15 protein-coding genes are annotated in these 15,851 nt (G+C 60.1%); 11 read left to right on the top strand and 4 right to left on the bottom strand.

Annotated elements, in window-relative coordinates; translation table 11 throughout:
• The first annotated feature begins 24 nt into the window (after positions 1-24).
• Positions 25-540, top strand: coding sequence for a hypothetical protein (locus NAV33_RS12380; protein ID WP_255980425.1), 516 nt, complete (start codon positions 25-27; stop codon positions 538-540).
• Positions 541-558: 18 nt separating this feature from the next.
• On the opposite strand, the gene NAV33_RS12375 is transcribed toward NAV33_RS12380, so the two are convergent.
• Positions 559-3,153: a bifunctional diguanylate cyclase/phosphodiesterase gene (locus NAV33_RS12375; RefSeq protein WP_255980423.1), complete on the bottom strand. Its 2,595-nt coding sequence runs from the start codon at positions 3,151-3,153 to the stop codon at positions 559-561.
• Between the two features lie 125 nt (positions 3,154-3,278).
• On the bottom strand, positions 3,279-3,446 hold the full coding sequence (locus NAV33_RS12370) for a DUF2897 family protein (RefSeq protein ID WP_255980421.1): 168 nt from the start codon (positions 3,444-3,446) through the stop codon (positions 3,279-3,281).
• Positions 3,447-3,615: 169 nt separating this feature from the next.
• Between NAV33_RS12370 and pyrF the strand changes: the two genes are divergently transcribed.
• Positions 3,616-4,311, top strand: a complete 696-nt coding sequence (gene pyrF / locus NAV33_RS12365; RefSeq protein WP_255980419.1) for an orotidine-5'-phosphate decarboxylase — start codon at positions 3,616-3,618, stop codon at positions 4,309-4,311.
• Between the two features lie 58 nt (positions 4,312-4,369).
• Here pyrF and NAV33_RS12360 read toward each other — a convergent pair whose 3' ends face one another.
• Positions 4,370-5,374, bottom strand: coding sequence for an NADP-dependent oxidoreductase (locus tag NAV33_RS12360; protein ID WP_255980417.1), 1,005 nt, complete (start codon positions 5,372-5,374; stop codon positions 4,370-4,372).
• 215 nt (positions 5,375-5,589) lie between these two features.
• Between NAV33_RS12360 and NAV33_RS12355 the strand changes: the two genes are divergently transcribed.
• A complete protein-coding gene (locus tag NAV33_RS12355) occupies positions 5,590-6,351 on the top strand; it encodes an SDR family oxidoreductase (RefSeq protein ID WP_255980415.1) in 762 nt (253 codons plus the stop codon).
• A gap of 21 nt (positions 6,352-6,372) precedes the next feature.
• Here NAV33_RS12355 and NAV33_RS12350 read toward each other — a convergent pair whose 3' ends face one another.
• The gene (locus NAV33_RS12350) at positions 6,373-7,569 is read right to left on the bottom strand and encodes a benzoate/H(+) symporter BenE family transporter (RefSeq protein WP_255980414.1); all 1,197 of its coding nucleotides are present in this window, start codon (positions 7,567-7,569) and stop codon (positions 6,373-6,375) included.
• A gap of 307 nt (positions 7,570-7,876) precedes the next feature.
• On the opposite strand from NAV33_RS12350, the gene fliE reads away from it, so the two are divergent.
• From fliE to NAV33_RS12310, 8 genes are all read left to right on the top strand, one after another.
• Positions 7,877-8,206, top strand: coding sequence for a flagellar hook-basal body complex protein FliE (fliE, locus tag NAV33_RS12345; RefSeq protein ID WP_255980412.1), 330 nt, complete (start codon positions 7,877-7,879; stop codon positions 8,204-8,206).
• A gap of 15 nt (positions 8,207-8,221) precedes the next feature.
• Entirely contained in the window at positions 8,222-10,006 is a 1,785-nt protein-coding gene (gene fliF / locus NAV33_RS12340; RefSeq protein WP_255980410.1) for a flagellar basal-body MS-ring/collar protein FliF, read from the top strand.
• Positions 9,999-11,015, top strand: coding sequence for a flagellar motor switch protein FliG (gene fliG / locus NAV33_RS12335; protein ID WP_255980408.1), 1,017 nt, complete (start codon positions 9,999-10,001; stop codon positions 11,013-11,015). The genes fliF and fliG overlap by 8 nt, the downstream gene beginning before the upstream one ends.
• Before the next feature lie 16 nt (positions 11,016-11,031).
• A complete protein-coding gene (gene fliH / locus NAV33_RS12330; RefSeq protein WP_255980406.1) occupies positions 11,032-11,820 on the top strand; it encodes a flagellar assembly protein FliH in 789 nt (262 codons plus the stop codon).
• Positions 11,810-13,168, top strand: a complete 1,359-nt coding sequence (gene fliI, locus NAV33_RS12325) for a flagellar protein export ATPase FliI (RefSeq protein ID WP_255980404.1) — start codon at positions 11,810-11,812, stop codon at positions 13,166-13,168. The genes fliH and fliI overlap by 11 nt, the downstream gene beginning before the upstream one ends.
• Positions 13,169-13,171: 3 nt before the next feature.
• Positions 13,172-13,624 carry a flagellar export protein FliJ gene (gene fliJ, locus NAV33_RS12320; RefSeq protein ID WP_255980402.1) on the top strand — a complete coding sequence of 151 codons (453 nt, stop codon included), beginning with the start codon at positions 13,172-13,174 and terminating at the stop codon, positions 13,622-13,624.
• Positions 13,625-13,812: 188 nt separating this feature from the next.
• Positions 13,813-14,118 carry an STAS domain-containing protein gene (locus NAV33_RS12315; protein WP_255980400.1) on the top strand — a complete coding sequence of 102 codons (306 nt, stop codon included), beginning with the start codon at positions 13,813-13,815 and terminating at the stop codon, positions 14,116-14,118.
• Positions 14,119-15,825, top strand: coding sequence for a fused response regulator/phosphatase (locus NAV33_RS12310; protein WP_255980399.1), 1,707 nt, complete (start codon positions 14,119-14,121; stop codon positions 15,823-15,825).
• The last annotated feature ends 26 nt before the right edge of the window (positions 15,826-15,851 follow it).

Below are 15,851 nucleotides of genomic sequence, written 5' to 3'. Positions count from 1 at the left end.
TTGGATCGGAGGAGGGCGCTGGCGATGAAGTTGTTGATATTCCTGCTTGCGCTGTCGCTGTTGAGCGCATGCGACGCTGACAACGTGCCGGCCGAACCCAGCCCGCCCGCGCCGCCGAAGGTTCGGGTCGCTAATAGCGAGCAGGCGCCGTTGTCGACATCCGTTGAGCGTGAGGATAGCGTGCCTCCGAAGATCGAAATCAAACTCGAGCCGGTTACCGCTGGAAATCCCGATGAGCTGCCATCTGATCGGGTCGCGTCTGAGCCTTCCGCCAAACCGGCCGCTCCGGCTGCGCCGAAGAAGAAGGTCGCGGTCGAGGATGTCGAACTGCCTGAGCCGAACCTCGATCTGAGTCTCCCTGAGGACTGGTCCGAGCAACTCGAGCCAGGCCGGAATGCAACGACCATGAACTTACTGCCGCCCTTGTTCGAGTCCGATGATTCTCGCTCGCTGCAGATGAGCGGACGCCTTCTACCGGGGCTGGAACATGATGAGGCGCTAATCGATGGCGCTCAGATCAATTTCGAACTCAAGCGCTGATCGCTATCAGGTCCGGTATCAAACGGGGTTTCGGCCCAACGGCTCGATCTCGCCGGCGCTGGCCTGGTTCAGCAGGGCATGCAGGTCTTTAGCCCGAAGCGGGTGGCTCATATGAAAGCCCTGAATCTCGCTGCAGCCGTCGGCAAGTAGCAGCTTCAGTTGTTCCGAAGTCTCCACGCCTTCGGCCGTTACGCGCATGCGCAAGCCATGCCCTAGATCGATGAGTGCCTTGACGATGGAATGATCTTCAATCGAGCGCGACATGCCGGCGACGAAGCTGCCGTCTATCTTGATCGTGTCGAACGGGTAGTTACGCAGATTGCTCAGCGAGGAATAGCCGGTACCGAAATCGTCCATGGCGAGTCGCACGCCCAATGTTTTCAGCTGGCTAAGCACGTCCAATGTGCGCTGGCTTTCCTGGAGCAATGCCGTTTCAGTTATTTCCAGCTCCAAGCGACTGGCTGGCAGTCCGCTTTCGCCAAGAACGCTATGAATCATTTCGTAAAGGTCACCGGTGCGAAGCTGCAGAGAGGACAGATTGACCGAGACTATGATATCGCTTGTCCAGCCTGCGGCTTCGCTACAGGCTTGGCGCAGTACCCATTCGCCGAGCGGGACTATCAGCCCGGTTTCTTCGGCCAAAGGAATGAAATGCTCGGGCAACAATAGGCCTCGGGCCGGATGCTGCCAGCGCAGCAAGGCTTCGGCACCATTGATGCGCATGCCTTCGCTGAAATAACGCGGTTGGTAGTACACCTCGAATTGGCCTTCGGCGATGGCCTGACGGAGCTCGTCTTCCTGTCGGCGCCGCTCCAGCAGCCGCCTGTCCATCTCGTTCCCGTAGAACCGCCAGGTCCCGCGGCCGTCGGCCTTGGCCTGATACAACGCGATATCCGCGCAACGCAAGAGTTCGTTGGCCTGCGTCGCATCGGTGGGTGCTATGGCGATGCCAACGCTGGTGCCTATATAGATCTGCTTCTCTTCGTACAGGAAGGGTTCGCTGATCGCCTCGACCACGCGGAGGCAAAGTTTCTCGACGTCCTCGTTGTGCTGCAGACGGCTCATCACCATGACGAACTCGTCGCCACCCAGACGGGCAACTAGGTCGTCTCCTCTAATGCATTGCTTGAGGCGATTGGAGACGCTGACCAGCACCTCGTCGCCCGCGCCATGACCCAGCGTGTCGTTCACCGGTTTGAAGCGATCCAGATCGATATAAAGGACGGTCAGTCGTGACGTGCTTGTCAGCGAATCGAGCTTGGTTTCCAAATAGTCGCGCAGCCGGTTTCGATTCGGCAGTCCGGTCAAGGCGTCGTGCTGCGAGAGATATTGCACGCGTGCCTGGGCTTGGGTTTCTTCGGTGACATCGCTGGCAGTGCCTCGATAGCCCAGCAGCTCGTCACCACGATGGATTGCACGTGCAGAGAGCCGGCAGTACCGCTCGCAACTGTTCGCCGCATGATAGCTGCAACGCAGCGGCGTTCTGTGCGGTGCGGCCAACCAGTCCTGTAGCGCGGCGTGGTCGCTTATCAACAAATCGATCAAGGGGCGGCCAATCCAAGCCGCTGGGTCGTGACCGGTAATTTCCTCGAAACGACTGGATAGGTAGGTCAGCCGGGCGTTCTGGTCGGTTTCCCAAATCCAGTCGGATGCGGCTTCCGCCACGTCGCGAAAACGTTCTTCGCTGGCTACCAATGCCGTGCGGCTTTTGGACAGTCGCTTGTAGTTGGCATCCATCAGCCTCACGGTTTTCAGCGCCTGGCGCAGCAACAGCCAAGCCAGCAAGCCGAGCCCAAGGGTGACCACGGCGAGCACCGGCAGGGTCATCCACAACAAGTAGCGGCCGGGCTCGGACACGGTCCAGGTAAATACCAGCGGTGATCCGTCGAGCATTTTCGTTTTGATGAGAGGCCGCTCGGTGCGGACGGTTTCGTCACGGACCCGCAGCCCTTCGATTGAATATTCCTGGCCTAGGTGGAGGAGCAAGCCGGGATCCAGAACATCCACGAAAAGCAATATCGAGGCGGGACCGGGCGCTTCTTTCACATCGCTGCCGCCAGTCGTCATTACCGCTGCGGCAGCTATCGCCGGGTAACCTTCGGCCGAAAGCAGGCCGGCCGCGGTTTCATCGTCTTCCAGCGCGTCGCGTGCTTGGGTCAATAACACATCGAGTCCGTTGCCGAGCCACTGGTGTGCACCGACCTGAGCCAGGTTCCCGCGGATCACCGAATAAGTGGTTTCGCCGGCCGAATTGACGACAAACACCGCTTCGTAACCGAAATCTTCATACAGAGAGGGGCCGAGGTTCGCTTGATCGTAAGCCCAGTTCAGATTGACCTGTTTGCTCAGATTGGCATAGGCATCGCCCCAGAACGCATTGTCCGCGACATGGCGATTCATGCCGCTCATATGTGCCTCGAATGTCTTACCGGCCAGGAAGCGCTCCTGGGTCACAGTATCGTGGTCGATGGTACTGGCGATTTTTATCACTGCGACCGTTGCGGCGAGCAGCGCAACGGCGAGCAAGCCGGCAATGCCTGGCAAGATTCGTCGGGAGAATGCGATGTGGGCCTTGGGTCTGAGGTCCTCGGCCGATGAGGGAACTGCTGACATCAATGCTTCCTTGAGGGGAGGCAGGATATTTACCGGAATGTTGGCGAAAAGCCATCACTAATTTATGGTTTCGTCATTTTTTCGACGCGTGGCAGGATGGAGAGGCGCTGTTATGAATAGCAGGCTTATTTGTTACGAGCGTCTTCGGCATCCGCTTCGGCGTTGCGTTGTGCGATTCGCTGCTTTTGTTGTTCGGTCAGTGGAACCTTGTGTGCGCTGGCACGTAGCGCCAACAACCCACCGATAATCATCCCGAGCACCAGAACCACCAATAACCAGATATACCAAGGCATTTATTTCTCCTGATTAAGAGCTGCTTTCACCTTACGCCACCGAACATGGCTGCGCCATTTCGCGCGCCTGTGCCCTGACACAATTCAGCTTGGATCTCAGCGCTCAATGACACCGCCTGGTTTGCAATTTTCTGCGACAATGCGCGCCGAATTTTGCCGAGGACTCGCCATGACTTGCCAGACTCCTATCATCGTTGCGCTCGATTTTGCTTCCCATGAGGCGGCGCTGAAGTTGGCTGGGCAGCTCGATCCAGCGCTTTGCCGCGTCAAGGTCGGCAAGGAGCTCTTTACCCGCTGCGGCCCGCCAGTGGTCGAGGCGCTCCAAGCTAAAGGATTTGAGGTCTTTCTGGATCTGAAATTCCATGACATTCCCAACACCACCGCGATGGCAGTCAAGGCGGCTGCAGAATTGGGCGTGTGGATGGTCAACGTGCATTGCTCGGGTGGCCTACGGATGATGGCGGCCTGTCGCGAGACGCTGGATAAGGCGGGCGGGGCGAAACCGCTGCTGATCGGCGTGACGGTGCTGACCAGCATGGAGCAGACGGACCTCGCCGACATCGGCTTGGATCTGGAGCCGCAGCAGCAGGTATTGCGTCTGGCGGGACTGGCGGCAAAGGCGGGATTGGACGGGCTGGTCTGCTCGGCGCAGGAGGCGCAATCGCTGAAAGCGCAGTTCGCGCAGCTGCAACTGGTCACGCCGGGTATTCGCCCAGCTGGAAGCAAAGCGGATGATCAGCGGCGGATTTTGACGCCGACCGAGGCGATGGCGGCGGGTTCGGATTATCTAGTAATTGGTCGCCCGATTGCTCAGGCGACGGATCCGGCTCAGGCGTTGGCTGCCGTTGCCGCCGAACTGGCCTGATCGATAGCAAGCTTTACCGGTCGTCTCTGTCAGACGACCGGTTCTGCAGCACGATGGTTTAATCGATTTTCAGCACCAGTTTGCCGAAGTTGCCACCGGTGAATAATTTCATCAGCGTGTCGGGGAATGTCTCCAGTCCTTCGACGATGTCCTCTTTGCTTTTCAGCTCACCGCTTTGCAGCCAACCGGCCATGTCTTTCATCGCGTCCGGGTAGCGCGGAATGTAGTCGCTGACGACCATGCCCTGCATCCGTGCCCGGTTGACCAGCAAAGACAGGTAATTAGCCGGGCCTTTGACCGCTTCCTTGTTGTTGTATTGGCTGATGGCGCCACAGATCACCACGCGCGCGCCAACGGTGATGCGCGTCAATACGGCATCGAGGATATCGCCGCCGACGTTGTCGAAGTAAACGTCGACGCCCTTGGGGCACTCGCGCTTGAGACCTGCTGCGACGTCCTCGCTCTTGTAGTCGATGGCGGCGTCGAAGCCGAGCTCTTCGGTGAGGAAGCGGCACTTGTCGGCACCACCGGCGATGCCCACCACGCGGCAACCCTTGAGCTTGGCGATTTGTCCGGCAACGCTGCCTACTGCACCGGCGGCACCTGAGAGCACCACGGTTTCGCCAGCTTTCGGCTCGCCTACTGCCAGCAAACCGAAATAAGCCGTCATGCCGGTCATGCCCAATGCGGACAGGTAGAGCGGCAGCGGCGCCCGGTTTGGATCGACCTTGTAGAAGCCTTTCGGCTCGCCGAGAAAGTATTCCTGCACGCCGAGCGCGCCGTTGACGTAATCGCCCTCGGCGAACGCCGGATGCTGGGACGCAACCACCTTGCCAACGCCGAGCGCGCGCATCACTTCGCCAATGCCTACCGGTGGGATATAGGACTTGGCATCGTTCATCCAGCCGCGCATGGCTGGGTCCAACGACAGGTATTCCACCTTGACCAGAACTTGGTTCGGGCCAGGTTCGCCCAGCGGCTTTTCGATGAATTCAAAGGTGTCTCGCGTGGGGGCGCCGACAGGGCGTTTGGCCAGCAGAAACTGGCGGTTGGTCTTGTTCATGAAAGCCTCTGGTCGATTGCAAAAGCTTGGTTTAGCCCGCCAAGACCATCCCTGCAAGCAAGGCCGGAAATTTGGAATGCACAGGCATCCGTCTGAGTGATATCGCCTCGCGGCAGTTAAATGAAGCAAAGGATGACGGTATAACCATGACTGATGTTTGGCTTGTGGTCACATTCGGACTCAATGCCGTTTCTTCAATCGATAGGATATTCAGCATGAGCATGTCTTTTTCCGGGCGCGTCGCCCTGGTTACCGGTGCAGCAGCAGGGATCGGCCGCGCCACGGCGTTGGCGTTCGCCGAACATGGCCTAAAGGTGGTGGTGGCCGATATCGATGAGACGGGTGGTGCTGCCTGTGCCGACGCTATTCGAGAGGCGGGCGGCGAGGCGGTCTTCGTACGTTGCGATGTCACCCGCGATGATCAGGTCAAAGCGATGATCGAGCAGGCGGTCGCGAGTTACGGGCGCTTGGATTATGCGTTCAATAATGCCGGGATCGAGATCGAGCAAGGCCGCCTGGCTGAAGGCAGCGAAGCCGAATTCGACGCCATCATGGGCGTGAACGTCAAAGGCGTCTGGCTGTGCATGAAGCATCAGCTGCCGCTAATGCTGGCGCAGGGCGGCGGCGCCATCGTCAACACCGCTTCGGTTGCGGGCCTGGGGGCGGCACCGAAGATGAGTATCTATTCGGCGTCGAAACACGCGGTGATCGGCCTCACCAAGTCGGCGGCGATCGAGTACGCCAAGAAAAAGATCAGGGTCAACGCGGTCTGCCCGGCGGTGATCGATACCGATATGTTCCGCCGAGCCTATGAAGCGGATCCGCGTAAGGCGGAATTTGCCGCGGCCATGCACCCGGTCGGCCGGGTCGGCAAGGTTGAGGAGATCGCCGCCGCAGTGCTCTATCTCTGCAGCGATGGCGCCGCCTTCACGACCGGCCACGCACTGGCTGTCGATGGTGGCGCCACGGCCATCTGAAAGTATCAACAGCCGCGGCGATTAGGCCGCGGCCTTGCGTCCGCTGACGATCAGCAATGTCAAGATTCCCGCCACCAGTCCCCACAATGCCGAGCCGATGCCGAACAGCGTCAGCCCCGACGCGGTGACCATGAAGGTAATCAATGCAGCCTCGCGCTCACGCGGCAGCTGCATGGCCTGGGTCAGGCCGCTACCGATCGAGCCGAGCAATGCCAGCGCTGCGATGGATAGCACCAGCGTCGGCGGAAATGCAGCGAACAGGGCTGCCAGCGTCGCGCCAAAGATTCCGGCAATCCCGTAGAACAACCCGCACCAGACCGCCGCGGTATAGCGCCGGGATGGATCTGGATGCGCCTCCGGTCCGCTGCAGATTGCCATGGTGATAGCCGCCAGATGGATACCGTGAGAGCCGAACGGGGCGAGCAGGACCGAGGCGATACCGGTCGTGGAAATCAAGGGCGAGGCGGGCACCTGATAACCCTCCGCCCGCAATACGGCCAGCCCCGGCATGTTCTGCGAAGCCATGGCGATGACGAACAAAGGAATGCCGATGCTGAAAATAGCTGCGAACGACAGCGTCGGTGTGGTCCAGACCGGCACCGCGATTTCCAGGCTCAGCTCGCTAAAATCCAGCAAACCCAACCCGCCGGCCAGCGCGCAGCCGATGATCAGTGCCGAGAGCACCGCATAGCGCGGAACCAGGCGCTTGGCCAGCAAATAACTGAAGAACATCCCCAACACCAACAAGGGTTGCACTTCTACCGCGCGGAAGATTTCGCTGCCGATGTTGAACAATACGCCGGCCAACAGCGCCGCCGCCAGGGACGCCGGAACTCTGCGCATCAGGCGATCGAAGCTGCCGGTGAGCCCGCACAACGCGATCAATGCCGACGCAAAGATAAAAGCACCGATCGCTTCGCCATAGGGAACGCCGGGCAGGCTGCTGATCAACAGCGCCGCACCGGGCGTCGACCAGGCGATAACCACCGGGGTCCGGTAGCGCAGCGACAATCCGATGCTGCACACCGCCATGCCGATCGACAGCGCCCAGATCCAGGAGGAGATTTGTGCGCCGCTGAGTCCTGCTGCCTGGCCTGCCTGAAACATCAGCACCAGCGAACTGGTGTAGCCGGTGAGCATGGCAATGAAGCCAGCGACGATAGTTGAGGCTGAGCTGTCCTTAAGCGGTCGCAGCAGCGGGGCGGCGGTGTTGGTCATCGTCGGGGTCGGATCCGGTTTCGTGGCAACGCACGTGAATGCGAGGGGACGGTATGTCAGGGAAGCAGGCGGTTGGCATCGCGCATGATCCTTGCTTCCCGGCAGCTGCAGGCTAGTTGCCAAGGCGCGCTGCGTCGCGGTACAGCCGCAAGCGGGATCAGCGTAACAGTGCTACTACGCCGCCAGATACCGTTCGTCCTCCGTCACGATCTGGTACGAGATCCCAGATCAGACAATGGCACCGATGTTGCTATTACTCAGGTGGTCGCTGCGAAGCGTCAAAAAAACCGCAGCTGTCGGAGGAAGAATGAGCCAGGGTATTGAATTCAATCGCTTGATGCTGGAAATGCGGGCCATGCAGACCGATGCGATGGCGCGCTCGAAACCAGTGGTCGCTGCCCCCGAGGCCGGCGCGCCAAGCTTTTCCGACATGCTCGGTCTGGCCGTCAATAAAGTGAGCGAAACCCAGCAAGCTGCCAGCCAACTGGCGACCGCCTTCGAGATGGGGCAGGGCGGCATTGATCTGACCGAAGTGATGATCGCTTCGCAGAAAGCCAGCGTTTCCATGCAAGCCATGACCCAGGTGCGTAACAAGCTGGTGCAGGCGTATCAAGACATCATGCAGATGCCGGTTTAAGGCAGGGTTTGAATAATGGCTGAAGCGCTTAGCAAAGTTCCGGCAACGGTTGATTCGGGCGATCCGAAGAAGCCCCTGCTTGGCTTGTCCTTTCTGGAAAATCTTTCTGAAATGTCGATGTTGCGGCAGATCGGTCTGCTGGTCGGGCTGGCTGCAAGCGTCGCCATCGGCTTCGCCGTGGTGCTCTGGTCACAGCAGCCAGACTACCGTCCATTGCTGGGAAGCCTGGCCGGGATGGACGCCAATCAAGTGATGGAAACCCTCGCAGCCGCTGATATTACCTACACCGTCGAGCCTACCTCCGGCGCCTTGCTGGTCAAGGCCGACGATCTCGCCCGTGCGCGCTTGAAGCTCGCTGGCGCTGGCATTGCGCCGACCGACAGCAACATCGGCTTTGAGATTCTCGACAAAGAGCAGGGCCTCGGCACGAGCCAATTCATGGAGGCCACACGTTATCGGCGTGGCCTGGAAGGTGAATTGGGTCGCACCGTTTCCAGCCTCAATAACGTCAAGGCGGCCCGTGTGCACCTGGCGATTCCGAAGAGTTCAGTCTTCGTGCGCGACGAGCGCAAACCCAGCGCCTCGGTTCTGGTTGAGCTCTATCCGGGGCGCAACCTCGAGCCGAGCCAGGTGATGGCGATCATCAATTTGGTAGCCACGAGCGTGCCGGAGCTGAACAAATCGCAGATCACCGTGGTGGACCAGAAGGGCAATCTGCTATCCGACCAGCAACAGCTCTCCGAGCTGACCATGGCCGGCAAGCAATTCGATTACAGCCGTCGTATGGAAAGCCTCTACACCCAACGCATACACAACATCCTGCAGCCGGTGCTGGGCAATGGTCGCTACAAGGCCGAGGTCTCCGCCGACGTCGATTTCAGCGCGGTGGAATCTACCTCGGAAACCTTCAATCCAGACCAGCCTGCCCTGCGCAGTGAGCAGAGCGTCAGCGAGCAGCGCCAAAGCAGTCTTGGCCCACAAGGCGTTCCGGGTGCTCTGAGCAACCAGCCACCGGGTCCGGCGACGGCTCCGGAAAACGCTCTGGCGGGACAGGACGCCGCTGGTGCCGTCGCTCCCGGACAGCCGTTGCTGGATGCCAACGGGCAGCAGGTGATGGACCCGGCAACCGGCCAGCCGATGCTGGCGCCGTATCCGGCAGACAAACGCGAGCAATCGACCCGCAATTACGAGCTGGACCGCTCCATCAGTCACACCAAGCAGCAACAGGGTCGCCTGCGCCGCTTGTCGGTTGCCGTGGTACTCGACGACCAGGTGACGGTCTCAGCGGATGGGCAGACTACACGTGTACCGCTGACCGCTGAAGAACTGGCGCGCTTCACTCGCCTGGTGCAGAACGCCGTCGGTTTCGACGCCAGCCGTGGTGACAGCGTCAGCGTGATCAACGCGCCGTTCGCTGCCGATTCGCTGGACGAAACCTTCATCGATATCCCGTTCTACTCGCAGCCTTGGTTCTGGGACATCGTCAAACAGGTGCTCGGCGTGCTGTTCATCCTGGTGCTGGTGTTCGGCGTCTTGCGGCCAGTGCTGAATAACCTGACCAATGCTAGTAAGGGCAAGGAGCTTCAGCCTGTCGGTGGTGACGCCGAACTGGGCGGCATGGATGAAATGGACGGTTCGCTAGTCAATGATCGGGTCAGCCTGAGCGGGCCCCAGAGCATCATGCTGCCGAGCCCGACCGAGGGATATGATGCGCAACTGAATGCCATCAAGAATCTGGTAGCTGAAGATCCGGGCCGGGTGGCTCAGGTCGTCAAAGAGTGGATCAACGCTGATGAGTGACGCTCGAATTCCCGTCAAGATGAACAAAGTCGACAAGGCCGCGATTCTGCTGCTGTCGCTGGGCGAGGCCGATGCGGCCCAAGTGCTGCGCCACCTCGGGCCAAAAGAGGTACAGAGAGTCGGTACGGCGATGGCACAGATGCGCAACATTCATCGCGAGCAAGTCGAGCGGGTGATGGGTGAATTCGTCGAGATCGTTGGCGACCAGACCAGCCTCGGCGTGGGCGCTGATGGCTACATTCGCAAGATGCTCACCCAGGCGCTGGGTGAGGACAAGGCGGGCGGTCTGATCGATCGCATCCTGCTGGGTGGCAACACCAGCGGCCTGGACAGCCTGAAATGGATGGAGCCGCGCGCGGTCGCCGATGTGATTCGCTACGAACACCCGCAAATCCAGGCGATCGTGGTGGCGTATCTCGATCCTGACCAGGCCGGTGAAGTGCTGTCGCATTTCGATCACAAGGTGCGGCTCGACATCGTTTTGCGGGTGTCGTCGCTCAATACCGTACAACCGGCGGCGCTGAAGGAACTCAACCTGATCCTCGAGAAGCAGTTCTCCGGCAACGCCAACACCACCCGCGCGACGCTGGGCGGCGTCAAGCGGGCCGCGGACATCATGAACTTCCTCGATAGCTCGGTCGAAGGCCAACTGATGGACGCCATCCGCGACGTCGACGAAGACTTGTCGGTACAGATAGAAGACTTGATGTTCGTCTTCGACAACTTGGCGGATGTCGACGACCGGGGCATCCAGATACTGCTGCGCGAAGTATCCTCCGATGTGCTGGTGATGGCGCTCAAGGGTGCTGACGAAGGTATCAAGGAAAAGGTATTCAAGAATATGTCCAAGCGCGCCGGCGAGTTGCTGCGCGACGATTTGGAAGCCAAGGGGCCGGTGCGCATTAGCGAAGTCGAAAGTGCCCAGAAGGAAATTCTTACCATCGCCCGCCGTATGGCCGAAGCCGGAGAGATCGTTCTCGGCGGCAAGGGCGGCGAAGAAATGATCTAAGCGAGCCATAACCCTGATGTCCAAGGAAAACCCCAGCGACGTCATCCGCGCAAAGGATGTCAACGCCTTCAACCGCTGGGCCTTGCCGAGCTTCGACCCGCTAGGCGCGGAGCCGGAAGAGCTACAGACGGGCGACGATCCGGCGGAAGTCGAAGACCTGTCGCACAGCGAGGATGTTCCAGTCGAGGAAGTCAAACCGCTGACGCTCGACGAACTCGAAGCGATTCGTCAGGAAGCCTATAACGAAGGCTTCAGCACGGGCGAAAAAGACGGCTTTCACGCCGGCCAGCTCAAGGCCAGGCAGGAGGCCGACGCGGCGTTGGCGCCCAAGCTCGCCAGCTTGGAGCAATTGATGACGCAATTGCTCGAGCCCATCGCTGATCAGGATCGCAATCTCGAACACGCCATGGTCACGCTGGTTAGCCAGTTGGCCCGCGAGGTGATTCAACGCGACCTGCTGGTCGACTCCAGCCAGATCCGTCAGGTTTTGCGCGATGCGTTGAAGCTGCTACCGATGGGTGCCAGCAACGTGCGAATCCATATCAATCCGCAGGATTTCGAACTGGTCAAGGCGCTGCGTGAGCGCCACGAAGAGACCTGGCGGATCGTCGAAGACAGCGAGCTGCTGCCGGGTGGTTGCCGAATAGAAACCGAACAGAGCCGTATCGACGCCAGCGTCGAAACGCGTCTGGGTCAGGCCATCAAGCAGTTGTTCGAACAACAGCGCGAAAACGCTACCAGCCCGCCCGAGGCTGATTTGCAGCTGGATCTGAGTTCGAATACGGAGCGGCCCGATGCGTCTTGAGCGCACCAGTTTTGCCAAGCGCTTCGAAACCTACGGCGAGGCGATCAAACTACCCAGCCAACCGATCCTCGAGGGTCGGTTGTTGCGTATGGTTGGCCTGACGCTGGAGGCTGAAGGCTTACGTGCTGCTGTCGGCAGCCGCTGCCTGGTGATCAACGAGGACAGCTATCACCCGACCCAGGTCGAAGCCGAGGTGATGGGATTTTCCAGCGGCAAGCTGTATCTGATGCCGGTTGGCAGTCTGGCCGGCATCGCGCCGGGTGCGCGTGTCGTGCCGCTTGCCAATACCGGCCGCCTGCCGATGGGTACCTCGATGCTCGGTCGGGTGCTCGATGGCGCCGGCAGGGCGCTGGATGGCAAGGGCGGTATGAAGGCCGAGGATTGGGTGCCGATGGATGGTCCGGTGATCAACCCGCTCAAGCGCCACCCCATCAGCGAACCGCTGGACGTTGGTATCCGCAGTATCAACGGTTTGCTGACGGTCGGTCGCGGCCAGCGCCTCGGCTTGTTCGCCGGCACCGGCGTCGGCAAGAGCGTGCTGCTGGGCATGATGACCCGCTTCACGGAGGCGGACGTGATCGTTGTCGGGCTGATTGGCGAGCGTGGCCGCGAGGTCAAGGAATTCATCGAGAACATCTTAGGCGAGGAAAGTATCAAGCGCTCCGTGGTAGTGGCGTCGCCAGCTGACGATGCGCCGCTGATGCGGCTGCGCGCAGCCATGTACTGCACGCGCATCGCCGAATATTTCCGTGACAAGGGCAAGAACGTCCTGTTGCTGATGGATTCGCTGACCCGCTTTGCCCAGGCCCAGCGGGAAATCGCGCTGGCCATTGGCGAGCCGCCGGCGACCAAGGGTTATCCGCCTTCGGTATTTGCAAAGCTGCCGAGCCTGGTGGAGCGTGCTGGTAACGCCGAAGAGGGCGGTGGCTCGATCACCGCGTTCTATACCGTACTGTCCGAGGGCGACGACCAGCAGGACCCTATAGCCGATGCTGCGCGCGGCGTGCTCGATGGTCACATCGTGCTGTCGCGGCGCCTCGCTGAAGAGGGTCATTACCCGGCTATCGACATCGAGGCCTCCATCAGCCGGGTCATGCCGCAGGTGGTCAGTGCTGAGCATGTGCGCCATTCGCAGCGGTTCAAACAGCTGTGGTCACGCTACCAGCAGAGCCGCGATCTGATCAGCGTCGGTGCCTATGTGCCCGGCGGCGATCCCGAGACGGATTTGGCCATCGCGCGTCAGGCAGAGATGGTCCGCTATCTTCGACAGGGCTTGAACGAGGCCGAGTACCTGGCCCAGAGCGAAGCAGCGTTGGCCAGCGTATTCAACCCCAGAGCGGCGAGCTAAGCCTTGTCGGCAAGTCGTGCAGCCCGTCTGGCGCCAGTGATCGACATGGCCGAGCGCGCCGAGCGCGATGCCGCGCGTCTGTTCGGTCAGGGTCAAACCCAGCTATCCCAGGCCGAAGCCAAACTGGGCGAATTGCGCCAGTATTTCAGCGATTACCAGCAGCAGTGGATGACTCAGGGCAGTCAGGGCGTGTCCGGCCAATGGCTGGTGAACTACCAGCGATTCCTTTCGCAACTCGAATCGGCCATCGGGCAGCAGCAACGCAGCCTGGATTGGCACCGCAACAATCTCGACAAGCTGCGCGATCAGTGGCAACAGCGACGTGCGCGGCTGGACGGCCTGCGCAAACTGGTCGAGCGTTACCTGCAGGAAGCGAGAACGGCGGCCGACAAGCGCGAGCAAAAGCTGCTCGATGAATTTTCGCAGCGCCTTGCGGGCCGGCCGAAACAGGGCTGAACCTTGCTGCGCAGGGCTTTGAATGCTAAATCTTCATTAGCTTTAGCTTCTTTGTTACAGCACGGCTGGCATAGAAGCCGCAGACGCAGGCTGGACGAGACGCCACCGGCGAATGCGCCAGCGCCTACCCAGCTAACACGACAGCCGTGGCGGCAGCCACGACCTCGTTTCGGATCAGGGAGTGCTACATGACCATCAGTTCACAGCTATCGGCAGATGGACAGGAGCTGACGATTACCATCCGGGGGCGCTTCGATTTCAATACCCATCAGGCCTTTCGCGATGCGTATCAGCGCGCTTGCAGCACCGCGCAACGTTACGTGGTGGACCTCTGTGGCGCCACTTACCTCGACAGCTCCGCCCTTGGCATGTTGCTGCTGTTGCGCGATCACGGCGGCGGCGATAAGGCCGACATCCGCCTGATCAACTGCAATCCAGATGTACGCAAGGTCCTTGCGGTTTCCAATTTCGAACAATTGTTCGTGATCGCCTGAATGTCGGGTCGGCTTTCCATACTCATCGCCGAGGATGGCGTTGCCGACCGCATGCTGCTGGCAGCCATCATCAGTCGTCAGGGGCACCGGGTGACGACTGCGGAGAATGGCGCCGAAGCGGTAAAGCTGTTCGAGCGCGAGCGGCCACAGTTGGTGCTGATGGACGCGCTGATGCCGGTGATGGATGGTTTGGAGGCTGCGCGACAGATCAAGCGCCTGGCCGGCAACGAGTTGGTACCGATCATCTTTCTCACCTCACTGACGGAGCATGAGGCGCTGGTGCGCTGCCTCGAAGCAGGTGGTGACGACTTCATCGCCAAGCCTTACAACCCAGTCATCCTCGAAGCAAAGATTCAGGCCATGTATCGCCTGCGCCGACTGCAGGCGACGGTGTTGGAGCAGCGCGATCTGATCGCACGTCGGAATCAGCAGCTGCTCGACGAGCAGCGCGCCGCCAAAGCTATTTTCGACAAAGTCGCCCATGCCGGTTGCTTGAACGCGCCGAACATCCGTTACCGCCAGTCCCCTCGTGCATTGTTCAACGGCGATTTGTTGCTGGCCGCGCAGGCGCCTGCCGAGCGAATGTTCGTGCTTCTGGGCGATTTCACCGGACACGGCCTGCCCGCTGCGATTGGTGCCATGCCGTTGGCCGAAACCTTTTACGGAATGACCGCCAAGGGCTATTCGAGCACCGACATCCTCCGCGAGATCAATGCCAAGTTGAAACTGATCCTGCCGGTAGAGATGTTCTGCTGCGCGACACTGCTGGATATCGGCCTTAAACACGGCACATTACGGGTGTGGAATGGCGGATTGCCGGAAGGTTATTTGCTCAAGGCATCCAATGGGGAGCGGCTGCCACTGCCGTCCCGGCATCTGCCGCTTGGCGTGCTCGGAGATTCGACCTTCGACGATGCCTTCGACACGTTGCCACTGGAAGTCGGTGATCGCTTGCTGCTGATGTCCGATGGCGTACTGGAAATCAGCAATATCGATGACGAGCTGTTTGGCGAGCAGCGTCTGCTGGCGGTGATGGATGCAAACAGCGAACCGGCTTTGCTGTTCGACGAAATCCAAGAGGCGCTGCACGCCTTTCACGGTCAAATACTTGACGACCTGAGCCTGGTCGAAGTGAGCATGACCGAAGAAATGGCTTCGACCGACATTCCACCGTTCGGCATATTCCCGCTTGGCGCGCGCCAGTTACGGCCGATGGATTGGTCGGCGAGCTTCGAGCTCCGTCCCGCCAGCTTGCGCACATCGAACCCATTGCCGCTGATGATGCAGTTGTTTCTGCAGATCCCGCCGTTGCGCCACCGCGCCGGCACCGTTTATACGGTGCTGACCGAGCTTTATGCCAATGCGCTGGAACATGGGGTGCTTTTACTCGACTCGTCTTTGAAGTGCGATGCCGAGGGTTTCGCCAAATACTACCGTGAGCGTCAGCGGCGGCTGGACGAGTTGACGGAAGGCTGTGTGTCGATCGATCTGGACATTAAATCCGAAGGGGCCAAAGGCTATTTGCGTATCGGGGTGCGTGACAGCGGGCCGGGGTTCGATGTGCAGCAGGCGTTAAGCAAGCAGTACTGCGCTGAATGTCTAGGAGGTAGGGGGTTGCGGATGATTCGCCAACTGAGTGAGCACTTCCATTGGCAGCCGGACGGCAAGGGCATGAGCGTAGAGTTCCACTGGGGCGGTCATGCATAATTCAACGCTTTGCAGCCAGGAGCACA

This window comes from Stutzerimonas stutzeri (assembly GCF_024448715.1).
GTDB lineage: Bacteria > Pseudomonadota > Gammaproteobacteria > Pseudomonadales > Pseudomonadaceae > Stutzerimonas > Stutzerimonas stutzeri_AR.
The sequence above is the reverse complement of the archived record's forward strand: the minus strand, read 5'-3'. Positions and strand labels throughout refer to the sequence as shown.